This window comes from Photobacterium sp. GB-50 (genome assembly GCF_003026755.1).
Classification (GTDB): Bacteria; Pseudomonadota; Gammaproteobacteria; order Enterobacterales; family Vibrionaceae; genus Photobacterium.
Genome location: NZ_PYNX01000011.1, coordinates 1 through 23,340, shown reverse-complemented (window position 1 = coordinate 23,340; position 23,340 = coordinate 1). Strand labels below are relative to the sequence as shown.

Genomic DNA, 23,340 nt, shown 5'->3' with positions numbered 1-23,340 from the left:
TTAACACCTTGAGTGACATGGCAAAAAACTTGATTTTATGGTTAGTCATTGCCGTTGTTCTTATGTCTGTATTCCAAAGCTTTGGAACCAACAGTAGTAAAGCAAGTGGTCAAGTAGACTATACGACATTTGTCCGTCAAATCGGTCAGGATCAGATAAAGGAAGTGCGATTCAATGATCGTGAAATCACTGTAACCAAACGTGATAATGCGAGCTATGTAACATACTTACCTGTCGCTAATGATCCTAAGCTGTTAGACGATCTAATTAACGCTAACGTAGCTGTTTCTGGTACACCACCTGAAGAGCCTAGCCTATTGGCTTCAATCTTCATTTCGTGGTTCCCAATGCTTCTATTAATTGGTGTTTGGATATTCTTTATGCGTCAGATGCAGGGCGGTGGTGGCAAAGGTGCCATGTCGTTCGGTAAATCTAAAGCGCGTATGATGAGCGAAGACCAAATCAAAACAACGTTCGCCGATGTGGCTGGTTGTGATGAAGCGAAAGAAGACGTTAAAGAACTGGTTGATTACTTACGTGATCCAAGCCGTTTCCAAAAGCTAGGTGGTAAAATCCCAACAGGTGTGTTGATGGTTGGTCCTCCTGGTACAGGTAAAACGTTACTTGCAAAAGCGATTGCAGGTGAGGCGAAAGTACCGTTCTTTACTATTTCTGGTTCTGACTTTGTTGAAATGTTTGTTGGTGTTGGTGCATCTCGTGTGCGTGACATGTTCGAACAAGCAAAAAAGGCTGCGCCTTGTATCATCTTTATCGATGAAATCGATGCGGTAGGTCGTCAACGTGGTGCTGGTGTAGGTGGTGGTCACGATGAGCGTGAACAAACACTGAACCAGATGCTAGTTGAGATGGATGGTTTCGAAGGCAATGAGGGTATTATCGTTATTGCTGCAACGAACCGTCCCGACGTACTAGACCCTGCATTACTGCGTCCTGGTCGTTTTGACCGTCAAGTAGTGGTAGGTCTTCCTGATGTACGCGGTCGTGAGCAGATCCTTAAAGTTCACATGCGTAAAGTGCCACTAGATGGTGATGTAAATCCATCATTGATTGCTCGTGGTACACCAGGTTTCTCTGGTGCTGATTTAGCAAACCTTGTTAACGAAGCGGCATTATTTGCTGCCCGTGGTAACAAGCGTACTGTTTCGATGGTTGAGTTCGAATTAGCGAAAGATAAGATCATGATGGGCGCAGAGCGTAAATCAATGGTTATGTCTGAAGATCAAAAAGAATCAACTGCGTATCACGAAGCAGGTCACGCAATTATTGGTCGTTTAGTACCGGATCATGATCCTGTATATAAAGTATCGATTATTCCACGTGGTCGTGCGCTAGGTGTAACGATGTACTTACCCGAGCAAGATCGTGTAAGTCACTCTCGTGAGTTCTTGGAGTCAATGATCTCAAGTCTTTACGGTGGTCGTTTAGCTGAAGAATTGATTTACGGCGTAGATAAAGTATCAACAGGTGCATCAAATGACATTGAACGCGCAACTGATATTGCACGTAAGATGGTGACTCAGTGGGGCTTCTCTGAGAAGTTAGGTCCATTACTTTATGCTGAAGATGAAGGGGAAGTCTTCCTTGGTCGTTCAGTTACACAAAGTAAGCATATGTCTGATGACACTGCAAAACTGATTGATACTGAAGTTCGCACCTTAATTGATCGTAACTATCAACGTGCTCGTCAAATTCTAGTTGATAATATGGATATCATGCATGCAATGAAAGATGCATTGATGAAATATGAAACTATTGACGCAGGTCAGATTGATGACTTGATGGAACGTAAAGCAGAAATCCGTGCACCGAAAGGTTGGTCGGATAATGACGATACAATGAAACCATCAGGTAAAGAAGCACCTGAAACTGAATTAGCACCTGATGAGCCAATTGGCGATGGTATTGATGCGTTGACGAAAGAAGACGATACCGATACAAAACCTCAGGCTTAATTTAGCGTTGAATAAAAACCCTGGCCTCGGTCAGGGTTTTTTTTATCTTAATAAAATGGAATAGCAGATGCAGTTAACCAGTCGTAATAAAAATTTAGAACTATCTACCCCACAGGTCATGGGAATTTTAAATGTTACGCCAGATTCATTTTCTGATGGTGGAAAGTTTAATCGTATTGATTATGCGCTCAATCATGTGGAAAGCATGCTGCAAGCTGGCACATCCATTATTGATATCGGTGGTGAATCAACGCGACCTGGTGCTAAAGAGGTGGCACTTAGTGAAGAGTTAGTTCGCGTGGTACCGATCATTGAAGCTATTCGTCAACGTTTTGATTGTTGGATTTCAATTGATACCAGTAAAGCTCAGGTCATGAAAGAGGCGGTAAATGCAGGGGCCGATCTGATTAATGATGTACGTGCGTTGCAAGAGCCTAATGCATTAGAGGTTGCCGCAAAAGCCAATGTGCCGATTTGCTTGATGCATATGCAAGGCCAGCCTCGTACAATGCAGCACCAACCGAATTATAATCATCTTATTCAGGATGTTTCTGATTTTCTGAGTGAGCGAATTTCAGCGTGTGAAAATGTTGGAATTTCACGTCAGCAGTTGATCCTAGATCCTGGTTTTGGGTTTGGTAAAACGCTTGAACATAATTATCAAATGTTAGCGAAATTTGAACAATTTCATCAATTTGGTTTACCTGTATTAGCCGGGATGTCACGTAAATCAATGATATTCAATTTATTAGGTAAGCCACCTGCTGAATGTCTCGCGGGAAGTTTAGCTTGTGCTACCATTGCAGCAATGAAAGGTGCGCATATTATTCGAGTTCATGATGCTAGAGAAACAGCTGAAGTCATGAAAATTTATAATATGGTACTGCAACAATCGAAATAAAAGTGAATTGTGATGTGTCATTAATTTGTTCGTCACTGAAGTATTCAATATAGCTAGGAGCAAAACATGTCTGAACGTAAGTTCTTTGGTACTGATGGTATTCGTGGTTTAGTCGGTGAAGCACCAATTACACCAGACTTTGTAATGAAGTTAGGGTGGGCTGCTGGCCGCGTATTATCACAAACGGGGACAAAAAAAGTCTTAATTGGTAAAGATACCCGTATCTCTGGCTATATGTTGGAGTCAGCTTTAGAAGCAGGCCTAGCTGCAGCTGGTTTAAAGGCCGCATTCACTGGACCAATGCCAACACCAGCAGTTGCTTATCTCACTCGTACGTTCCGAGCAGAAGCTGGTATTGTTATTTCCGCTTCTCACAATCCTTATTATGATAATGGTATTAAATTCTTTTCAGCTCGAGGTACTAAATTACCGGATGATATTGAACTTGCAATTGAAGCTGAAATGGAAAAACCATTAACCTGTGTTGAATCAGCATTGCTTGGTAAAGCTTATCGTATCGATGATGCAGCTGGACGCTACATTGAATTTTGTAAAGGGACTTTTCCAACACATTTAAGCCTTGAAGGTTTTAAGGTTGTTGTTGATTGTGCTCATGGTGCAACTTATCACATTGCACCCAAAGTATTTTCAGAGTTAGGGGCCGAAGTGATTGCTATCGGTTGTGAGCCTAATGGTGTGAACATTAACGATAAAGTAGGAGCAACGGATGTTGCTGCGCTTCAGGCTAAGGTACTTGAAGAAAAAGCGGACTTTGGTATTGCATTGGATGGTGATGGCGATCGTGTGATCATGGTTGATGAGTTAGGTAATAAAGTTGATGGTGACCAAATAGCCTACATTATTGCTCGTGATGCATTACGTCGTGGCGAACTAAAAGGGGGCGTTGTTGGTACATTAATGACAAATATGGGCATGGAAGTTGCTCTTAAGAATTTAGGCATTCCATTTGTTCGCGCAAAAGTAGGCGATCGTTATGTAATGGAAGAGCTGCAGAAGCAAGATTGGTTGATTGGTGCAGAGAACTCTGGTCATGTCATTTTGCTTGATAAAGTGACAACCGGCGATGGTATTGTTGCAGGTCTTCAAGTAATGGCATCAATCGTTGCAAGTAAGATGAGCTTAAAAGAGCTTTGTGATGGTATGGTTATGTTCCCTCAAGTACTTGAGAATGTACGTTTCAAAGGGACTTCTGATCCATTAAAGTCTGATGAAGTTATTACTGCAACTAAATTAGTTGAAGAAAAGTTAGGTGATAATGGTCGCGTATTGTTACGTAAGTCAGGCACTGAGCCATTAATTCGTGTTATGGTTGAAGGACAAGATGCGGCTGATGTTCAGCAATATGCTCTTGATATTGCAAAAGCAGTAAAAGAAAACTGTTAATTTGCATTTTGCGATAAATTTCAATTACGAATTTTATCGCACAAACAAGAAGGCAGGGTAGCGTGATACTCTGCCTATATTTTTATGTCGACTTCGTTTTGGCTAAATGTTGTGCAAGTGGTGTGGTGTAAAGCATTTTTCATCAAATATTACTTGTCACTACGATAGGGTTTCGCTAGTATTCAGTCGCTCCTTGGAAGATGGAGTGCGCTGGCCCTGCCTAGAGCAAAGCTGGCATAGCAATTTAACCATAGGTGGAAGCCATGTACGAAATTCTACTTGTGATTTATCTTGTCGCCGCGCTTGGTGTGATTGGCCTAGTTTTGGTTCAGCAAGGTAAAGGCGCAGATATGGGAGCCTCATTTGGGGCTGGAGCATCAGGCACATTGTTTGGCTCTAGCGGTTCCGGTAACTTTTTAACCCGAATGACAACAGTTTTGGCTGCAATTTTCTTTGTTATCAGCCTTGTTCTTGGCAACATGAGTGCAAAACAAGCAACAGAGGGAAGTAGTTGGGATAACCTAACTGCACCAGCGACAACACAACCTGTTGTTGAAAAAACAAAAACTGAGAAGGCGCCATCAACTGATGAGATCCCTCAGTAATTAAAGATTTAGCCGAGATGGTGAAATTGGTAGACACGCTAGCATGAGGTGCTAGTGCCGCAAGGTGTAGGGGTTCAAGTCCCCTTCTCGGCACCATTATACTGGTTACTTGAAAAAGTAACGCCCGAACGATATAATCGTTAGAATTCGGACGCGGGGTGGAGCAGCTTGGTAGCTCGTCGGGCTCATAACCCGAAGGTCGTTGGTTCAAATCCAGCCCCCGCAACCACTTTCCTGAAAATAAACTATTCTTAAATACGAATGTTTGTTTTCTTACTGAGGCAGATTTATAGAGTCTCGGTAATCAGGGTCCAGTAATAAAAAACCCCGTAATTCGGGGTTTTTTATTATCTGAAACATGACCATTCAGGTATCTACTGGGCTTTATGCCCTTTTTTTGTTTCCAGGGGGGTTGTTTTGACAGCTTTAGAGACACAATTAACCGAAATGCTTGAACCATCAGTATTAGCTTTAGGCTATGAACTGGTAGGTTTAGAGTTCATTCGTGCTGGTGAGCACTCCACACTTCGCGTATTTATTGACCATGAAAATGGTATCAATGTTGATGATTGCGCAGAAGTTAGTCGCCAAATAAGTGCCGTAATGGATGTTGAAGATCCAATTACTGTTGCTTATAACTTGGAAGTATCTTCCCCTGGATTGGAAAGACCACTATTCAAAGCAGCACATTATCAACAGTTTGTTGGCCACGAAGCTAACATAGTGTTAAAAATGGCGATGGGTAACCGTCGTAAGTGGAAAGGTGACATTGTCGCAGTTGAAGGCGAATTGATCACACTTAAAGTAGATGGCAATGAAGAGTCCTTTGCACTGAGCAATATCTCTAAGGCCAACCTGGTTCCAAAATTCTAACCGCTAAATTGGGGCATTAGAAATGAACAAAGAAATCTTGGCTGTCGTAGAAGCGGTATCCAACGAAAAAGCTGTTCCTCGTGAGCGTATTTTTGAAGCATTAGAAATCGCACTTGCAACGGCAACGAAAAAGAAACATGAAGCAGAAATTGATGTACGTGTTGCAATTGATCGTAAAACTGGTGAGTTTGAAACTTTCCGTCGCTGGAAAGCGGTAGAAGAAGTGACTCAGCCAACGCTTGAGATTACTCTTGAAGCGGCACAGTTTGAAGATCCAACAATTGTTGCTGGCGATTACGTTGAAGATGATATTGAATCGGTAACGTTTGACCGTATTACGACACAAACTGCAAAACAAGTTATCGTACAAAAAGTACGTGAAGCTGAGCGCGCTCAAATTGTTGAGCAATTTATCGATAATGAAGGTGAGTTAATCACTGGTATCGTTAAAAAAGTAAACCGTGATGCGGTTATTATCGATCTTGGTAATAATGCTGAAGCTGTTATCCAGCGTGATGATCAGCTTCCACGTGAAAACTTCCGTCCGGGTGACCGTGTACGTGGTCTGCTATACAAAGTTGCGCCAGAAGCGCGTGGCTTCCAGTTATTCATGACACGTTCTAAGCCAGAAATGCTTTCTGAGCTATTCCGTATTGAAGTGCCAGAAATGGGCGAAGAGCTTATTGAACTAATGGGCGCTGCTCGCGATCCTGGTTCACGTGCAAAAATTGCAGTAAAAACTAACGATAAACGTATTGACCCAGTGGGTGCGTGTGTTGGTATGCGTGGTGCACGTGTTCAAGCGGTTTCTGGTGAGCTTGGCGGCGAGCGTATTGATATCGTGCTTTGGGATGAGAATCCAGCGCAATACGTGATCAATGCGATGGCTCCGGCTGAAGTTGATTCAATCATTGTTGATGAAGATAACCATACGATGGATATCGCAGTGCAGAAAGATAATTTAGCACAAGCGATTGGTCGTAGTGGTCAGAACGTGCGTCTGGCTTCTCAACTTACTGGTTGGGAACTAAACGTAATGACGGTTGAAGATCTTCAGAAGAAGCACCAAGAAGAAGCGAAAGAGTCAATTGAAGTGTTTACTAAGCACCTAGATATTGATGAAGAATTCGCAACGGTATTGGTTGAAGAAGGTTTCACTACATTAGAAGAAATTGCTTACGTTCCAGTAAGTGAGCTAATGGATGTTGATGGTCTTGATGAAGAGACTATCGATCAACTACGTAGTCGTGCAAAAGCTGCATTAACGACACTTGCGCTTGCTAAAGAAGAATCGCTTGACGGTGCTGAGCCAGCTGAAGACCTATTAGGTCTTGAAGGCCTTGAGCGCGAGTTAGCATTTAAACTAGCAGCAAAAGGTATTTGTACGCTTGAGGATCTTGCTGATCAGGGAACTGATGACTTGACCGATATCGAAGGCGTGGACGATGCAAAAGCGGGTGAGCTAATTATGGCTGCACGTAATATTTGCTGGTTCAGCGACGAAGCGTAATCAATATAAAGCAAGGGAGGAGCATTATGTCAGAGGTTACCGTTAAAACATTGGCGGAAGAAATTGGTACGCCAATTGACCGTTTACTTCAACAGCTCTCAGAGGCAGGTATTGCTAAGAAAGCTGATGAAAATGTAAGCCAAACCGAAAAGCAGGCGTTACTTAACCATCTCCAAAAAGAGCATGGAGGTAACAGCAATACTGACGGCGCTCCAAATCGTCTTACTTTGCAACGTAAGACACGCAGTACGCTGAGCGTGTCTGGTAGCGGCGGCAAGAACAAAAATGTTCAAGTTGAAGTGCGTAAAAAGCGCACTTACGTAAAACGTTCAGCTTTGGAAGAGGAACAACGCGCAGCGGAAGAAGCTGTGAAGCGTGAAGCCGAAGAAGCCGCAAAACGTGAAGCGGAAGCTATTGCCAAAACAGCAGCGGAAGAAGCTGCAAAACGTGAAGCTGAAGTAGCAGCTAAGCGTGCCAAAGAAGAGCAGAGTAAAGCAGAAGAATCTGCAAAACGAGAAGCGGAAGAAAAAGCAAAGCGAGACGCAGAGGAAAAGGCGAATCGTACCAAACAGGAAAAGCGTAAAGCTGAAGAGAAAGCTTTACGCGCTGTTGCTGACAAACAGGCTAAACTAGATGCTGAGGCACTACAGCGTCGTCTGGAAGAGGAAGCCAAGCGAAAAGCCGAAGAAGAAAGTCAGCGCCAGCTAGAAGAGGCTCGCAAGATGGCAGAACAGAATGAAAAGAACGGGGTAAAACCTGATCAAAACGTAAGTATGGAAAAATCTGATTACCATACAACGACATCAACTTACGCACGTGCTGCGGAAGATGAACAAGACCGCAAAGAAGAAACTTCTCGCCGTCGTAAGAAGAAAAAGCCAGCTGCTAAGCAAGATGAGCGCGGTGGCCGTGGTGGCCGTAACCAACGTGGTCGCGGTAAACCTCAAATGAACAAGCCAAGCTCAATGCAACATGGCTTCGACAAAACAGCGCAAGTTGCTAAGCAAGACGTTGTTATTGGCGAAACAATAGTTGTTTCTGAACTTGCTAACAAGATGTCTGTAAAAGGCGTTGAAGTTATCAAGGTGATGATGAAGATGGGCGCTATGGCGACTATCAACCAAGTTATCGACCAAGAAACAGCAGCACTTGTTGCTGAAGAAATGGGTCACAAAGTTATTCTACGTAAAGAAAACGAGCTTGAAGAGTCAGTGCTTTCTGATCGTAACGCAGATGACCTAGCAAAAGTTTCTCGCGCGCCTGTTGTAACTATCATGGGTCACGTTGACCACGGTAAAACATCAACACTTGATTACATCCGTAAAGCGCACGTTGCTTCTGGCGAAGCCGGTGGTATTACTCAGCACATCGGTGCATACCACGTTGAAACTGACAACGGTATGATCACTTTCCTTGATACTCCTGGACACGCAGCGTTTACAGCTATGCGTGCTCGTGGTGCTCAAGCGACAGATATCGTTGTACTAGTGGTTGCAGCTGACGATGGTGTGATGCCTCAAACAATCGAAGCAATCCAGCACGCGAAAGCGGCAGGTGTTCCTTTGATCGTTGCGGTAAACAAGATCGATAAAGAAGATGCTAACCCAGATAACGTTAAAAACGAGCTTGCTCAATACGACGTTATTCCTGAGGAGTGGGGCGGTGAGAACATGTTTGTTCACATCTCTGCGAAACAGGGTACAAACATCGAAGGCTTACTAGAAGCTATTCTACTTCAGTCTGAAGTACTTGAACTAACAGCAGCCTCTGAAGGCATGGCTAAAGGTGTGGTTGTAGAATCACGTCTTGATAAAGGCCGTGGTCCTGTAGCGACTGTTCTTGTTCAAGAAGGTACGCTTCATAAGGGCGATATCGTTCTTTGTGGCTTAGAGTACGGTCGTGTTCGTGCGATGCGTAACGAACTAGGTCAAGAAATCGAAGAAGCGGGTCCATCTATCCCTGTAGAGATCTTAGGTCTTTCAGGCGTACCAGCATCTGGTGACGAAGCGACTGTTGTACGTGACGAGCGTAAAGCACGTGAAGTTGCACTTTACCGTCAAGGTAAATTCCGTGATGTTAAACTAGCTCGCCAGCAGAAAGCGAAACTAGAGAACATGTTCTCTAACATGACAGCTGGTGAAGTTGCAGAGCTTAACGTTGTGCTTAAGGCTGACGTTCAAGGTTCTGTAGAAGCTATCGCAGATTCTCTACGTAAACTTTCTACTGATGAAGTTAAAGTGAATATCGTAGGTTCTGGTGTTGGTGGTATTACTGAAACTGACGCAGTACTTGCAGCAGCTTCTAACGCTATCGTGCTTGGTTTCAACGTTCGTGCTGATGCGTCTGCGCGTCGTACTATCGAAAATGAAAACCTAGACTTACGTTACTACTCAATCATTTACCAGCTAATTGACGAAGTTAAAGCGGCAATGGGCGGTATGCTTGCTCCTGAATTCAAGCAAGAGATCATTGGTCTTGCTGAAGTTCGTGACGTATTTAAGTCACCTAAGATTGGTGCAATCGCTGGTTGTTTGGTAACTGAAGGTACTATCAAGCGTAACAACCCTATCCGTGTTCTACGTGATAACGTAGTAATCTACGAAGGTGAGCTTGAGTCACTACGTCGCTTTAAAGATGACGTTAACGAAGTTAAGAACGGCTACGAATGTGGTATCGGCGTTAAGAACTACAATGATGTTCGCGTTGGTGATCAGATCGAAGTTTACGAAATTGTTGAAATTCAGCGTACTCTTGATTAATTATCAACGTCGCTAACTGATTCAACAACATGATTATGGGGAGCTTCGGCTCCCCATTCTTTCAAGAGCCCTATTCTTAGAGAGAGCAACAAAATGGCAAAAGAATTTAGCCGTACCCAACGTGTAGCACAGCAGCTACAAAAAGAATTAGCTGTAATTCTACAGCGTGAAATCAAAGATCCAGCGATCGCAATGACAACGATTTCAAGCGTTGATGTATCACGTGATATGAACTACGCCAAAATCTATGTGACGTTTTTCCCAATCGGTGAGCAAACTGCTGAAGGTAGCCTAGAAGCATTACGTGAAATGGCGCCTTACATTCGTTCACTATTAGGTAAAGAGATCCGTTTACGTGTAACCCCTGAGCTGAACTTTATTTTTGATCAGTCTCTAACAGAAGGTATGCGTATTTCAAACCTAGTATCGAAAGCGGTACGTGACGATGAAGATCGTCGTGGTGATGAAGACGAAGAGAAAGGCGAGGAGTAAGCATGGCACGTCGTCGTAAAGGTCGCCCAATTAATGGTGTCATTTTAGTTGATAAGCCTACGGGAATAAGTTCAAACGATACCTTACAGAAAGTAAAACGTATCTTTTTTGCTCAAAAGGCGGGCCATACTGGTGCGCTTGATCCTTTGGCGACGGGTATGCTGCCTATCTGTTTTGGTGAAGCAACAAAGTTCTCTCAGTTCTTGTTAGATTCTGATAAACGCTATCGTGTGATCGCAAAACTGGGCGAACGTACAGATACTTCTGATTCTGACGGTGAAGTGGTAGAAACACGTGATGTAAACGTTAATCGTGAGCAACTCGAAGCGTGTATTGATAAGTTCCGCGGTACAACTGATCAGATCCCATCAATGTATTCTGCGCTGAAGTACAAAGGGCGTAAATTATACGAATATGCGCGTGAAGGCGTCGAGGTTCCTCGTGAATCACGAAAAATCACTGTTTATTCTGTTGATTTACTGCGTTTTGATAATGATGAAGTTGAAATGGAACTTCATGTATCAAAAGGTACTTATATTCGTACTATTGTTGATGATCTTGGCGAAATGTTAGGTTGTGGTGCTCACGTCATTATGTTGCGTCGTACAGGCGTTTCTAACTTCCCGTACGAACGCATGGTTACTATTGAGCAGTTACAAGCGATGCTTGATGATGCAAAAGCCAATGAGATAGAACCAGGCTCTGTGCTGGATGCGTTATTGCTACCAACCGATACTGCTGTACAAGATTTGCCTGAAGTGAATATCAGTGCTGAGATTGCGGTGCATGTGCTTAATGGTAATCCGGTACATGCTGACAATGTTCCTGCAAAAGGGACGTTAGTACGCATTTCTGTTGGTTCTGAGCGTGAGTTTATTGGTGTGGGTACTATCGATCTCAAAGGTATGCTAGCGCCAAAACGCGTGATGGCGAATGAACATCAGCAAGATTAATTGACAACGGTAGAACCACTTACTGCTTTGCTTTTAAAGAATGCAATGAAGACTTCTATTTATTGTTTATTATTGTCGTGGTTACTAATTATTCGCTTGTAGTTATCTATATCGATCAGTATAATCCGCGGCTTGGGTGCCGGCTGAATCAGAGATTGGCGGCACAAATTAAAACATCTTTGTATTAGGAATGAGTTATGTCTCTGAATGCAGAAACTAAAGCAGCAATCGTTGCAGAATACGCACAATGTGAAAATGATACTGGTTCTCCTGAAGTTCAGGTTGCACTTTTAACAGCGCAAATCAACCACCTTCAAGGTCACTTTGCTAACCACAAACACGACCACCACAGCCGTCGCGGTCTGCTACGTATGGTTTCTCGTCGTCGTAAGCTTCTAGATTACCTAAAAGGTAAGAATCTAGATCGTTACCAAGACCTAATCAAGCGTCTAGGCCTACGTCGCTAAGATTGCTTTTAGAAAGGAGCCTTATGGCTCCTTTCTTTTTGTTTTAAAAGATAATACATACCGCAGTTTATATTTTTCCTTCTGTTATTTTCCTCAATTTCGTCTACTATCTGTACCGAAGTTAATCTTATGTTTGTTGTATGCATGCTAAGGCAGGAATATGATAGATAAAAAGAGAAGCTGTAGTTAATCCCATTTTTATGTATCACGAGTCGTTTTCGTCGACCTTTAGGTCGCGGCTAATAAAATACCTCATCATGATGAGATATTTCCTTAGTCGCGATACGTGAAATTACATGAAAGTGAATATCATCACATGACGCTGTTGTTTGTCTTAGTTATAATTAGCAAGCAAATAGAAAGCGGAATATATTTAAGGAAATTCACGTGAATCCTATCGTAAAGACTTTCCAGTACGGTAACCACACGGTTACTCTAGAGACTGGTGTTATGGCACGTCAAGCGACGGCTGCAGTAATGGTTAGCATGGACGACACTTCTGTGTTCGTTTCTGTTGTTGGTAAGAAAACAGCAGTAGAAGGCCAAGACTTCTTCCCACTAACAGTGAACTACCAAGAGCGTACTTACGCTGCAGGTAAAATTCCTGGTGGTTTCTTCAAGCGCGAAGGTCGCCCTTCTGAAGGCGAAACTCTGACTGCACGTCTAATTGACCGTCCAATCCGCCCACTATTCCCTGACGATTTCAAAAACGAAGTTCAAGTTATCGCTACTGTGGTTTCTGTTAACCCTGCAGTAAGCCCTGACATCGTAACTATGATCGGTACATCTGCAGCACTTGCTATTTCTGGTATTCCATTTAATGGTCCTATCGGTGCGGCACGTGTTGGTTACATCAACGATCAATTCGTACTTAACCCAAGCAATGTTGAGCTAGAAGAAAGCCGTCTAGATCTTGTTGTTGCTGGTACAAAAGATGCTGTACTAATGGTTGAGTCAGAAGCTGACCGTCTATCTGAAGAGCAAATGCTACAAGCGGTTGTATTTGGTCACGACCAACAACAAGTTGCTATCAATGCAATCAACGAGTTTGCTGCTGAAGTGGCTACACCAGCTTGGGATTGGGTTGCTCCTCAAGAGAACACTGCACTTAAAAATAAGATCGCAGAGCTTGCTGAAGCTAAGCTTGTTGATGCTTACCAAATCACTGAGAAAATGGCGCGTTACGACCGCATTCATGAGATTGCTGGTGAAGTTAACGATGCAATTCTTGCTGAAGATGCAGAAGCAAATACAAAAGAAATCCACACTATCTTCCACGATCTAGAGAAGACAGTTGTACGTGGTCGCATCATTGCGGGCAACCCACGTATTGATGGTCGTGAAAAAGACATGGTTCGTGCGTTAGACGTACGTACTGGTGTCCTTCCACGTACTCACGGTTCTTCACTATTTACTCGTGGTGAAACTCAGGCACTTGTTACTGCAACATTGGGTACACAACGTGACGCACAGATCATTGATGGTCTAACTGGTGAGACGAAAGATCACTTCCTACTACACTACAACTTCCCTCCATACTGTGTAGGTGAGACGGGTTTTGTAGGTTCGCCTAAGCGTCGTGAAATTGGTCACGGTAAACTGGCTAAGCGTGGTATTGCTGCTGTAATGCCATCTGTAGACGAATTCCCATACACAGTACGTGTAGTATCAGAAATCACTGAATCTAACGGTTCATCTTCAATGGCTTCTGTATGTGGTACGTCTCTTGCTCTTATGGACGCTGGTGTGCCAATTAAAGCGTCTGTTGCGGGTATCGCAATGGGTCTTGTTAAAGAAGGCGACGATTTCGTTGTTCTTTCTGACATCCTTGGTGACGAAGATCACCTAGGTGATATGGACTTTAAAGTAGCAGGTACTGATGACGGTATTACTGCACTTCAAATGGATATCAAGATCGAAGGTATCACTAAAGAGATCATGCAGATTGCTCTTAACCAAGCTAAAGGCGCGCGTAAGCACATCCTTAGCGTAATGGATAACGCAATCAATACTCCACGTGAAGATATCTCTCAGTTCGCTCCTCGTATCCATACGATGAAGATCAACCCTGAGAAGATCAAAGATGTTATCGGTAAAGGTGGTGCTGTTATTCGTGCACTTACTGAAGAAACGGGTACTACAATCGAGATCGAAGATGATGGCACAGTGAAGATCGCTGCGACTGAAGGTACTGCTGCGAAAGAAGCAATCCGTCGTATCGAAGAAATCACAGCTGACGTTGAAGTAGGTCGTATCTACACAGGTAAAGTAATGCGTATCGTTGATTTCGGTGCGTTTGTATCTGTGATTGGTACTAAAGAAGGTCTAGTACACATTTCTCAAATCTCACAAGATCGTGTAGAGAAAGTGTCTGACTACCTACAAATGGGTCAAGAAGTTCAAGTTAAAGTGCTAGAAATCGACCGTCAAGGCCGTATCCGTCTAAGCATGAAAGAAGCAGTTGAAACACCTGCTGCTGAAGCTCCAGCTCAAAACGAACAGCCTCAAGGCTAAGTTTTTTGCTAAAAGCATGATATAAAGGGGCTATCTAGCCCCTTTTTGTTATCTAAAAAACATCATGCCGTGTTCTATGGTGTAGAGTAATACAATAGGATCGTGATTATTAAGCCTTAGGGAGAAGCGCTTTGATAGCAACTCGCTTTACATTTGCCGTTATGACTGTAGCGATGATGCTAACAGGCTGTTCGGCGATGCCAACCAAGTGGACTCATCCACCGATGGCTATTCCATTTCAGCCAACTTTACAGCAGCAAATTCAATTAGCTCGCATTGATCAAATTTTGCAGCGAGACGATATTCCACAGGCAACATTAGCGAAAATATATTACGAGCGTGGGCTAGTTAATGACAGCTTAGGGTTACGTGATTTAGCGCGATTAGATTTTAATAAATCCCTCAATTTAGAGCCGAATCAACCCGATTTATATAATGTGTTAGGGGTCTATTTTACCCAAATGGCACATTTTGATGCGGCTTATGAAGCGTTTGATTCTACCTTAGAGTTAGCGCCTAACCATCTTTATGCTCAACGTAATCGCGGTATTGCCCTGTACTACGGTGAGCGCTATGAATTAGCGAATCAAGATCTTTTGCCTCATTACGAACAGGATCATAATGATCCGTATCGCGTGATCTGGCTATACCTTAATGATGTTGAATTAAGCCCTGAGAAGGCGCAAGCTCAATTAAAACAACGCTATGATGCCAGTGATAAAAAAGCGTGGGGATGGCAGTTGGTACGTCTGTTTTTAGGGCAAATTACAGAGCGAGAATTACTCAGTGATATTGCACAGCAGAGCGAAAATAACGATCAACTTGCTGAACATTTAACAGAAGCGTATTTTTATCTCGGTAAGTTACATCAGAACAATCAGGATTATTCTACTGCGGTAATGCTCTATAAATTGGCGTTAGCGGGGAATGTGTATGAGTTTATTGAACACCGGTTGTCGCTCCTAGAGCTCAGTCGGTTATACTCTGCGTATCAAGATCAATCCCCTGATACACGAAATGAAGAAACCGTCCCTGTCGTCCCTGGGGGATAAAAAGAAAAGCCGCATTAGCGGCTTTTTTTATTTAAGTAATTACTCGCTGATGTTCAATCCAGCTAAGCTATGCCAATAACCATTACATTGATGGCTATCCTCTAGTTGATGACGAGTTGCACTTTGTTCATTAGCTCGGAAATCATCAACCAAAGATAATGTATCAAGACCCAGTGGGCTTAAACGCACGACATCAACGATATCAGCCATACCTTTAAGATCGTTTATTAGGTTATAGCAGTAGCCTGATTGAGTCTGAATACCATTTAGGGTAAAGACTTTTTGGTTTTCTTGGCTATTGACCGTGATCCCTTGTGGATACTTGATACAGCAGGTTTCACAGTCATCTTTGGCGCGATTTTCTGCGCGAGCGGTAAAGCAACGGGCAGAATACGCTAACGGTAGATAGCCATAGCTAAACACTTCCGTTTCAAATTGATTGCGAATGCCCAGTTTTTCACATTCAATTAAGGTGTTATTTAACCATTCACGTGATAACTCAACCGGCATACACCAACGGGTCATGCCTTGTTTTAAAAACAGGTTTAATGTTTGGGCGTTATAACAGTTAACCGCAGGACCAACGACAAAAGGAATTTTTGCTTCAGAGGCTAATTGAATCGCAGAGACGTCGTTAGCTTCAATGATAAAATCACCATTATCGATGTACTTTTTCATGATATTCACTTCGCTTGGCGCTTCGAGTAGCGCCATTGTCGATAGCACGACTTGTTTTCCACTATCGGCAATATCTTTCGCGATCTCTAACCATTGTGCAGGCTTTAGCTCACGGCGTTTTGAACATACACTTTCGCCTAAATAAATGATATCAACATTGCTGTTTTTTGCTTGTTGGTAAAACGCTTCAACATCATTTTTAGGCCAGAAGTAAAGTAATGGGCCAAGAGAATATTTCATGGTTTGGCTCCTATTGCCATTTACGGTGATAAGCACCGAGTGTGGTTTGTTTACCTTCTGATACATTACCAAGACATGCATTCCAAGCAGGATTTACTTGGTAGCCTTCTGGATTAGCTAAATAGTGATCAATCGCTGCACGCCATGTGCGGGTGACCTGTTCAACATAAGCAGGGCTACGCTGACGACCTTCAATTTTTACTGAGGCGATATTGGCCTTAAATAGCTCAGGAAGAATCTCTAGGGTATTGAGGCTCGTTGGCTCTTCAAGGGCGTGATAGCGTTTGTTCTCACCGTCAATGTTGATATCAAAGCGACCTTTACACAGTGTAGGGTAGCCAGCGTTTTCACCATGGCCATAGCGGTCAATCAGTACTTCGTTTAAGCGAGACTCTAAGCCTTGTGGCGTTTCTTGCCAACGGACAAATTTGGCTGGTGAACAAGCGCCTACAGTATTAGGGGATTCACCGGTCATGTAAGACGATAAGTAGCAACGCCCTTCAGACATAATACATAGGCTACCAAAAGCAAAGACTTCTAGCTCCATATCTGTATTACGTGCCAGTTGTTTTACTTGATGAATCGATAAAACCCGAGGCAGTACAACACGCTTTATATTGAAATTTTGTTTATAAAAATCAATCGCGGCAGTGTTAGTTGCTGAAGCTTGTACTGATAGGTGAAGTTCTAAGTCAGGATACGTTGTAGCGGCGTACTCTAGCACTGCAATATCCGCGACAATCAGCGCATCAACCCCCATAGCGGCTGCATTATCTACCGCTTTTGTCCAGCGGTTGAAACCATCGGGATGGGCAAAGGTGTTGAGTGCAATATGTAATTTACGGTCGTGATCTTTTACGTACTGTACGGCTTTTTCGAGTTTACGGCCTGTAAAGTTTAAACCTGCAAAATGGCGGGCGTTAGTATCATCCTTGAAACCGATATAAACGGCATCTGCACCATTATCAATTGCGGTTTTTAAGGCTGGAAGGTTACCAGCGGGGCAGAGAAGCTCCATTATTTTTTATCATCCAGTCTTTGAATAAAATTATGACCTTTGATACTAAAATTCTTTATCTTATGGCGCTTTGATTTTAGGCAGGTTTTCGTTGTTTTTATTAATAAAAAGGAGCGTTATTGCTCCTTTTTTTTGTGGTGTTTTTGACTCATTTGTTTTGCAGTAAAATGGCTTCTAATTCATGCTTTGGCATGGGACGATAGAAGTGGAAACCTTGGATATAATCACAATTTAAATTAGATAGCAGTGTGGCTTGTTGACGGGTTTCAATCCCTTCGGCGACCACACTCATTTTTAGTGATTTACCTAAGTTGATGATGTTTTCAATTAAGGTTACCTGTTTAGGAATGGTGTCGATATCTTGAATAAACGCGCGATCCACTTTAAGTTCATCTAACGGAAAACGCGCAAGATATGAGAGTGACGAATACCCAGTACCAAAGTCATCAATCGACAGTGCAAAGCCAAGTTGCTTAATGGCATTGAGCATTTGGATGGTATGTTCACCATCACTCATTACCGCACTTTCTGTCAGCTCAAAGGTAATATCGGCAGGGTTGACATCTGTTGATAAACGTAATTTATCAACAAAGTTTATTAAGCCTGAATTACCAAACTGTTGCGGCGATAAGTTAATCGCGACTCGTCCTGTTAGCAATTTACGTTTTTTCCACAGGCTGACGGTGGTGAAGACCTCACGCATGACTGCGCAGCCGAGTTGTTCAATTAAGCCAGAGCTTTCTGCGACCGGAATAAATTGGGCAGGGCTAATATAGCCTTCGACAGGGTGTTTCCAACGTACTAACGCTTCTGCGCCGTCAATCGCAAAGTCACGGGCATTAACTTTTGGTTGATACCAAACTTCGAGGCCATTATTTTGCAGCGCTTTTTGTAGCTCTATTTCCAGCCATAAACGCATTCGTGCTTCTTTGCTCATCGCATCATTGAATTCAACTAAGCGATTTCGACCTCGATGTTTTGCTTCATACATGGCGGTATCGGCATTTTGTAGCATCATGCGTGCATCATTACCATGCCCCGGGGAGGTGACCATTCCAATTGAGCAGGCTAAGTGCTTTCTAAAGTGACGCAGCTCAAACGGTTGATTAACCAGCGCTATGATTTGCTCTGAGATAATCTCGCCAGTGCGTTCATGCTCAGGGTTTGGTAATAGGATCGCAAACTCATCACCGCTTAAATAGCCCAAAATTGCGTTTTCAGGTAGTAATCGACGTAAGCGTTGTGCAATTTCTTGCAGCACTTTATCGCCAATGTGGTGACCGAGTGAATCATTGATATTTTTAAAGTTATCAATATCAATATAGAGCATCACGACAGGCGTTTCTGCTTTCATCAGTTGGTCTAATTGACGAGTAAAGCCGTGACGATTGAGCAAACCAGTTAATGGATCCATTTGTACTAGTTGTTCAATTTGTCCTTGTTGGCGCTTATTGTCTTTTTCTTGAATGGTTTCGAGTTTCACCAGTAACGCTTCAGTCCCCATTTGTTTCACAGGAGAGATGGTCAGCTTTAAAGGCTTAGTCTGTTCGTTATGAATAATCGGGAAGTAGGTGATAGTTTCTTTATTATCATTATTTTTTAAGCGATGACTGGTGCAAGGTTGTTTCTGATTATCGTGCAGTAGTTGATCCAGTGGGCGACCCAGTAGTTCTTTTTTTGAATGACAACCAAGTTGGATCGCGGCTTGTTCATTCGCATTAATAATAATGTTATTTTCAACTAAACAAATGCCTTCAGTGATCAAGTTATTCAATTGTGTTAACTGGTGTTCTGTCTCTTCTAATGAATGGATCAGGATCTGGCGTTCAGAGGTATCAATGGAATGTAGAATAATATGTTGTACGGTGCCGTTGCTATCTAATAATGGAGCAAGACTAAAGTGTAAACTTGATTCATGTCGGCTATCGTTAAGCACGACTTCTGCCTCAATACTTTCGCCGTTAAATGCACGTTCATAGTAAGGTTTAAGGGAGTGATAATAATGTTGACCGAAGACATTGGTGTCGTTATTGCCGAGTAATTCTTCTCGCTCAAGACCACTAACTTCACTAAAGCGATTATTTACCGAGTGATAGTTATGTTGGCGATCAAGGATGGCAAAAAAGAAGGGGCTATTATCCGTCAGCAAAGGAAACCAATAATCTAGTTGCTCTGTTGGCATGTCGTCACCATTCTCCATGATTTGTGCGGATATGTGCATTGCTGAATAGTAGGCAATCGTATTTTCATTTATCTATGTACTCTAACTCGAATATGTACAACATAGCGAAAATTATTATCAACTTTGCTGAAACAGAAGCATTTTTTTTGACTCAAGGCATAAAACGAAATAGCGTTCTTGCCATACAATCGAAGACTAAGTGCGATTTTAAACAGGAATAAATCATAGTGATTGCTCAACTTCGAAAACAACTCGTTCAACATGGTCCTTCATTACTGCGTGTACCGGCCAAACTGACACCTTTTTCGCTTCAGAAAAAAGTGATGTTGGATGGCTTAGCTATGGTTTTCAAAGAGGCACTAGAGGATGGTGATTTTGAGTTTTTAGAAGATCGTTGGCTTAAAGTGGAAGTGCGTGATTTAGGCTTACAGTGGTTTATAAGTTACGAAAATGAAAAGTTAGTTGTAGCGGAATCTTGTGAACAAGAAGATGTGAGTTTCAGTGGTGAGTGTAATGATTTAGTACTTATTGCTGCACGGAAAGAAGATCCTGATACACTGTTCTTCCAACGTCGTCTTCGAATTGAAGGGGATACTGAGTTAGGGCTAGAAGTTAAAAACTTGATGGATAGTATCGATCTTGATTCTTTACCTGCTCCTGTGAAATTTATTTTGCAGCAATCTGCCGATTTCATTCATCAAGGTATGCATGATCGCAGTGCTGCCCAAGAGGCCTTAAATGCTCATTAGATCCGAAGCTCCCGCTGATATCTTAACGATTGATACGCTATTAAAAGCCGTATTTCCCACTGATGCTGAAGCTAAACTTGTTATGGCGTTACGCGAAAATGGAAATCGAACCCTATCGCTGGTGGCGTGTAATGATGAAGGTGAAGTGGTGGGTTATGCCTTTTTTAGCCCTGTAACGGTTGATGGTGTTGACACCAATTGGCAAGGCCTCGCGCCTTTAGCGGTTCGTGATGATTACCAAAATCAGGGAATTGGTTTGACGTTGCTTGAAGAAGCAAAAAGTGTACTCGCTGATTTTGATTATCCCGTTATAGTGGCGGTGGGAAATTCTGAATATTATGAAAAAGCGGGTTTTACAAAAGCCGTTGATCATCAACTTACTGCTACTTTGCCTGATACAGAAAATACGTTTATGGTTTATGAAGTTTTTCCTGAATCCGTCGCACAATATCAAGGTAAAGTTGAATACTGTAACGAATTCAACGCACAATAAATACATCGTACGTATTTATTGATTAATGCTTTAATGTCTGACAATGAAAGCACAGCGATACTACGCTGTGCTTTTTATATTGAAAAATCATTAGTATTGAGAAGTAAGATATCTAATTTCTACATATAGCTAATTACTACATCGTGATAGTTTGTTATTTATATAAATATAATTAGGACTGTCACCGATGATCCCTCGCAGCATCACATCGCCAAAAAAATTCATTATTGGTCAAGATTTACTTTCTCAACTTGATGTTTTTATAAAAGACTTTGGCAATAATGCCTTATTGATTTGTGATGATTTCATTTTAGATCGTGTTCAACAAGAAGCGTTGCCTTGTTTAGAACTCGCGGGGATCAAGGTATATTGCGAGAAATTTCAGTATGAATGTACTGATAATGAAATTGAACGTTTACGTAAGATAGCCATAACACAAAATGCCAATGTTGTTGTTGGTATTGGTGGTGGTAAAACCATGGATGTGGCGAAAGCCGTTGCGCATTATAGCAATGCATCAGTGGTGATCTTCCCAACAATAGCCTCAAGTGATGCACCTTGTACCGCGGTGTCTGTTATTTATAAAGAGAGCGGTGAATTTGATCGTTACTTGTTATTACCGCAAAACCCTGATGTGGTATTAGCAGATACTCGTATTATTGCTCAAGCACCGGAAAAATATTTTGCTGCGGGCATTGGTGATGCGCTGGCGACCTTTTTTGAAACGCGTGCTTGTTGTTATGCTGCAGGACTAAATCTGGTACAAAAACGAGTGTCACGTACCGGGCTTGGTATGGCTCTGATGTGTTATGAGCTGATTGTAGATAACGTTGAAATGGCGATGGAAGCCTTACGTCGTCAGGAAGTTACACCGGCCTTAGAAGAGATGGTAGAAGCCATTGTATATTTAAGTGGTGTGGCGGCAGAATCAGGCGGTATTGCGTGTGCACATGCGATTTGTAATGGCATGTCGTCACTTGAGAAATTTAAACATATTCAACATGGTGAAAAAGTAGCATTTGGTCTATTAGTACAATTAGTACTAGAGGAAGCCGATATTGAAGAAATAGAGAATGTAATTTACGTGATAAAAATGGCAGGGTTACCACTGACATTGGCTGATTTTGGTATTAATGAATGGGTTGAAGATGATTGGCGTCAGATTGTTGATCTTGCCTGTTCACCAAGCGGCTCAATGAGTAATATGCCTGTTGCTGTGAGTGCGGAGCAAGTGTACCAAGCGGTGATTGCAGCCAATGAATTAGCACAACGTTATCACGACTAAGTTGATTTTATGTGAGAGAAATACCGGCCTAGAGCCGGTATTTTTTTATCTCTGTTTTGAGTAAGCTTTATGAGTACAACCGATACGTAATTTGGTAGGATCTGCGCTCATTGCTCCTCATAGCGTGCTCAAGACATGCTGTGATTGATAGAAAAGATAGCAGGTGTGGAATGAAACAACGTGATATTCAGGTTCTACAAGAAATGGGACTCACTTATTGGCAGGTTAGAAGGCCTGAAATATTTCCCAATCAAGAGATCCCTGTTATCGATCTACCTGAACATTGCAAGTTACTACTGATAACCAATGATGAGCTTAATGAGCATGATGCTTGGCTCTTCGGACGGATCCTGAGCAGTATGAAACTAACGCCAGAACAAGCATTATGTTTACCTCTTGAAGCCGTTGAACAAGTCGGTGAGCATTATTTAACATGGTGTTGGTTTGCTGGTTGCCAAGGGGCTCACCCGACAGGCTGTCAGGTATTAAATTCCGTATCTTTACACTTAATGCATAATGATCCTTCATCGAAGAAAGCATTATGGCAACAGATCTGTAGTTATGACGTATAAAATTATTCCATTAGACACCCAGCATGTTGATGATGTTTGGCGTATTGAACAAGCGGCTCATGCTTTTCCATGGGCAGAGTCGATGATCCGTAAAGAGCCAAATCGTATTGCAGCAAACTATGTGTTAGTCGTTGATGATCAGGTAGTAGGTTACTGCTTTGGTCAATTAGTCGCGGGTGAAGGAACACTGTTAAATATTGCTATTGATCCTGCTCATCAACGAAAGGGATATGGCAAAGTGTTACTCAATGGTTTTATTGATGCGTTAGAAGCCAAGCAAGCGGAAGAGATTTGGTTAGAAGTCCGAGAGAGTAATACCGGTGCGTATAAACTTTATGAAGCAACAGGCTTTAATGAAACTAACCGCCGTATTGATTACTACCCAACGGAAAATGGGCGTGAAGATGCCTTGATCATGGCGTATATGTTTATGCCTTTTGGCTAGGCCAATAATCAGTGAGTAAGTGATATAAAAAAGCCGAGCGTGATGCTCTAATGCCGATCGTTTAAGGTACTTGAACGATCCTAAGATTGCGTAATAATCCCTACCAACGTTTGTTGGTAGGGATTTTTATATGTTAGTTGATGAGTTAAACCAAGCGCATGAAACGATGGAAAAT

Annotated in this window: 20 protein-coding genes and 2 tRNA genes; 19 read left to right on the top strand and 3 right to left on the bottom strand. The window is 42.5% G+C overall.

Annotated features, from left to right (window positions below; translation table 11 throughout):
* The first annotated feature begins 17 nt into the window (after nt 1–17).
* The 14 genes from ftsH to nlpI all read left to right on the top strand — a co-directional run bounded on the left by ftsH (nt 18) and on the right by nlpI (nt 15,503).
* The gene (gene ftsH, locus C9J41_RS14205; RefSeq protein ID WP_107207278.1) at nt 18–1,973 is read left to right on the top strand and encodes an ATP-dependent zinc metalloprotease FtsH; all 1,956 of its coding nucleotides are present in this window, start codon (nt 18–20) and stop codon (nt 1,971–1,973) included.
* Between the two features lie 67 nt (nt 1,974–2,040).
* Nucleotides 2,041–2,874, top strand: coding sequence for a dihydropteroate synthase (folP, locus tag C9J41_RS14200; protein ID WP_107294718.1), 834 nt, complete (start codon nt 2,041–2,043; stop codon nt 2,872–2,874).
* A gap of 66 nt (nt 2,875–2,940) precedes the next feature.
* A complete protein-coding gene (glmM, locus tag C9J41_RS14195; RefSeq protein ID WP_107294717.1) occupies nt 2,941–4,278 on the top strand; it encodes a phosphoglucosamine mutase in 1,338 nt (445 codons plus the stop codon).
* Nucleotides 4,279–4,541: 263 nt separating this feature from the next.
* Nucleotides 4,542–4,883, top strand: coding sequence for a preprotein translocase subunit SecG (gene secG, locus C9J41_RS14190; protein WP_107260501.1), 342 nt, complete (start codon nt 4,542–4,544; stop codon nt 4,881–4,883).
* Between the two features lie 11 nt (nt 4,884–4,894).
* Nucleotides 4,895–4,979: transfer RNA gene (locus tag C9J41_RS14185), tRNA-Leu, on the top strand.
* A gap of 56 nt (nt 4,980–5,035) precedes the next feature.
* Nucleotides 5,036–5,112, top strand: a tRNA-Met gene (locus C9J41_RS14180).
* Between the two features lie 188 nt (nt 5,113–5,300).
* Entirely contained in the window at nt 5,301–5,756 is a 456-nt protein-coding gene (rimP, locus tag C9J41_RS14175) for a ribosome maturation factor RimP (protein ID WP_005369547.1), read from the top strand.
* 22 nt (nt 5,757–5,778) lie between these two features.
* Nucleotides 5,779–7,266 carry a transcription termination factor NusA gene (gene nusA, locus C9J41_RS14170; protein WP_107207283.1) on the top strand — a complete coding sequence of 496 codons (1,488 nt, stop codon included), beginning with the start codon at nt 5,779–5,781 and terminating at the stop codon, nt 7,264–7,266.
* 26 nt (nt 7,267–7,292) lie between these two features.
* Entirely contained in the window at nt 7,293–10,025 is a 2,733-nt protein-coding gene (gene infB / locus C9J41_RS14165) for a translation initiation factor IF-2 (protein ID WP_107260499.1), read from the top strand.
* 93 nt (nt 10,026–10,118) lie between these two features.
* Nucleotides 10,119–10,517, top strand: a complete 399-nt coding sequence (gene rbfA, locus C9J41_RS14160) for a 30S ribosome-binding factor RbfA (RefSeq protein ID WP_105059538.1) — start codon at nt 10,119–10,121, stop codon at nt 10,515–10,517.
* A 2-nt stretch (nt 10,518–10,519) separates the two neighbouring features.
* A complete protein-coding gene (gene truB, locus C9J41_RS14155) occupies nt 10,520–11,470 on the top strand; it encodes a tRNA pseudouridine(55) synthase TruB (RefSeq protein ID WP_107287476.1) in 951 nt (316 codons plus the stop codon).
* A 197-nt stretch (nt 11,471–11,667) separates the two neighbouring features.
* The gene (gene rpsO / locus C9J41_RS14150) at nt 11,668–11,937 is read left to right on the top strand and encodes a 30S ribosomal protein S15 (protein ID WP_005369538.1); all 270 of its coding nucleotides are present in this window, start codon (nt 11,668–11,670) and stop codon (nt 11,935–11,937) included.
* A 387-nt stretch (nt 11,938–12,324) separates the two neighbouring features.
* The gene (gene pnp, locus C9J41_RS14145; protein ID WP_369917577.1) at nt 12,325–14,451 is read left to right on the top strand and encodes a polyribonucleotide nucleotidyltransferase; all 2,127 of its coding nucleotides are present in this window, start codon (nt 12,325–12,327) and stop codon (nt 14,449–14,451) included.
* Between the two features lie 131 nt (nt 14,452–14,582).
* Nucleotides 14,583–15,503 (top strand): lipoprotein NlpI, encoded by a 921-nt coding sequence (nlpI, locus tag C9J41_RS14140; protein WP_107207286.1) that lies wholly within the window; start codon nt 14,583–14,585, stop codon nt 15,501–15,503.
* A gap of 39 nt (nt 15,504–15,542) precedes the next feature.
* Here the strand turns inward: nlpI and C9J41_RS14135 are convergent, their stop codons facing one another.
* The 3 genes from C9J41_RS14135 to C9J41_RS14125 all read right to left on the bottom strand — a co-directional run bounded on the left by C9J41_RS14135 (nt 15,543) and on the right by C9J41_RS14125 (nt 19,621).
* Nucleotides 15,543–16,421 carry a U32 family peptidase gene (locus C9J41_RS14135; protein ID WP_107207287.1) on the bottom strand — a complete coding sequence of 293 codons (879 nt, stop codon included), beginning with the start codon at nt 16,419–16,421 and terminating at the stop codon, nt 15,543–15,545.
* 10 nt (nt 16,422–16,431) lie between these two features.
* Nucleotides 16,432–17,439 (bottom strand): peptidase U32 family protein, encoded by a 1,008-nt coding sequence (locus tag C9J41_RS14130; RefSeq protein ID WP_107207288.1) that lies wholly within the window; start codon nt 17,437–17,439, stop codon nt 16,432–16,434.
* A gap of 148 nt (nt 17,440–17,587) precedes the next feature.
* Nucleotides 17,588–19,621, bottom strand: coding sequence for an EAL domain-containing protein (locus C9J41_RS14125; RefSeq protein WP_199194442.1), 2,034 nt, complete (start codon nt 19,619–19,621; stop codon nt 17,588–17,590).
* A gap of 227 nt (nt 19,622–19,848) precedes the next feature.
* Here C9J41_RS14125 and C9J41_RS14120 point away from each other — a divergent pair, with 227 nt between their 5' ends.
* The 5 genes from C9J41_RS14120 (at nt 19,849) to rimI (ending at nt 23,165) form a co-directional block, all read left to right on the top strand.
* Nucleotides 19,849–20,370 (top strand): SCP2 domain-containing protein, encoded by a 522-nt coding sequence (locus tag C9J41_RS14120; RefSeq protein WP_107207290.1) that lies wholly within the window; start codon nt 19,849–19,851, stop codon nt 20,368–20,370.
* Nucleotides 20,360–20,863 (top strand): GNAT family N-acetyltransferase, encoded by a 504-nt coding sequence (locus C9J41_RS14115; protein WP_107207291.1) that lies wholly within the window; start codon nt 20,360–20,362, stop codon nt 20,861–20,863. The genes C9J41_RS14120 and C9J41_RS14115 overlap by 11 nt, the downstream gene beginning before the upstream one ends.
* 187 nt (nt 20,864–21,050) lie before the next feature.
* Nucleotides 21,051–22,148, top strand: coding sequence for a glycerol dehydrogenase (locus C9J41_RS14110; RefSeq protein WP_107294715.1), 1,098 nt, complete (start codon nt 21,051–21,053; stop codon nt 22,146–22,148).
* A 170-nt stretch (nt 22,149–22,318) separates the two neighbouring features.
* The gene (locus tag C9J41_RS14105) at nt 22,319–22,720 is read left to right on the top strand and encodes a DNA polymerase III subunit psi (protein ID WP_107260490.1); all 402 of its coding nucleotides are present in this window, start codon (nt 22,319–22,321) and stop codon (nt 22,718–22,720) included.
* On the top strand, nt 22,710–23,165 hold the full coding sequence (gene rimI, locus C9J41_RS14100; RefSeq protein ID WP_107207294.1) for a ribosomal protein S18-alanine N-acetyltransferase: 456 nt from the start codon (nt 22,710–22,712) through the stop codon (nt 23,163–23,165). The genes C9J41_RS14105 and rimI overlap by 11 nt, the downstream gene beginning before the upstream one ends.
* Nucleotides 23,166–23,340: the final 175 nt, after the last annotated feature.

Bases quoted from the DNA above. Each gene is read 5' to 3' on its own strand.
- C9J41_RS14105 (WP_107260490.1), top strand. From the start codon at position 22,319: ATGAAACAACGTGATATTCAGGTTCTACAAGAAATGGGACTCACTTAT.
- glmM (WP_107294717.1), top strand. From the start codon at position 2,941: ATGTCTGAACGTAAGTTCTTTGGTACTGATGGTATTCGTGGTTTAGTC.
- C9J41_RS14135 (WP_107207287.1), bottom strand. From the start codon at position 16,421: ATGAAATATTCTCTTGGCCCATTACTTTACTTCTGGCCTAAAAATGAT.
- rimI (WP_107207294.1), top strand. From the start codon at position 22,710: ATGACGTATAAAATTATTCCATTAGACACCCAGCATGTTGATGATGTT.
- rpsO (WP_005369538.1), top strand. From the start codon at position 11,668: ATGTCTCTGAATGCAGAAACTAAAGCAGCAATCGTTGCAGAATACGCA.
- C9J41_RS14110 (WP_107294715.1), top strand. From the start codon at position 21,051: ATGATCCCTCGCAGCATCACATCGCCAAAAAAATTCATTATTGGTCAA.
- infB (WP_107260499.1), top strand. From the start codon at position 7,293: ATGTCAGAGGTTACCGTTAAAACATTGGCGGAAGAAATTGGTACGCCA.
- C9J41_RS14115 (WP_107207291.1), top strand. From the start codon at position 20,360: ATGCTCATTAGATCCGAAGCTCCCGCTGATATCTTAACGATTGATACG.
- folP (WP_107294718.1), top strand. From the start codon at position 2,041: ATGCAGTTAACCAGTCGTAATAAAAATTTAGAACTATCTACCCCACAG.
- nusA (WP_107207283.1), top strand. From the start codon at position 5,779: ATGAACAAAGAAATCTTGGCTGTCGTAGAAGCGGTATCCAACGAAAAA.
- C9J41_RS14130 (WP_107207288.1), bottom strand. From the start codon at position 17,439: ATGGAGCTTCTCTGCCCCGCTGGTAACCTTCCAGCCTTAAAAACCGCA.
- C9J41_RS14125 (WP_199194442.1), bottom strand. From the start codon at position 19,621: ATGCCAACAGAGCAACTAGATTATTGGTTTCCTTTGCTGACGGATAAT.
- rbfA (WP_105059538.1), top strand. From the start codon at position 10,119: ATGGCAAAAGAATTTAGCCGTACCCAACGTGTAGCACAGCAGCTACAA.
- ftsH (WP_107207278.1), top strand. From the start codon at position 18: ATGGCAAAAAACTTGATTTTATGGTTAGTCATTGCCGTTGTTCTTATG.
- truB (WP_107287476.1), top strand. From the start codon at position 10,520: ATGGCACGTCGTCGTAAAGGTCGCCCAATTAATGGTGTCATTTTAGTT.
- secG (WP_107260501.1), top strand. From the start codon at position 4,542: ATGTACGAAATTCTACTTGTGATTTATCTTGTCGCCGCGCTTGGTGTG.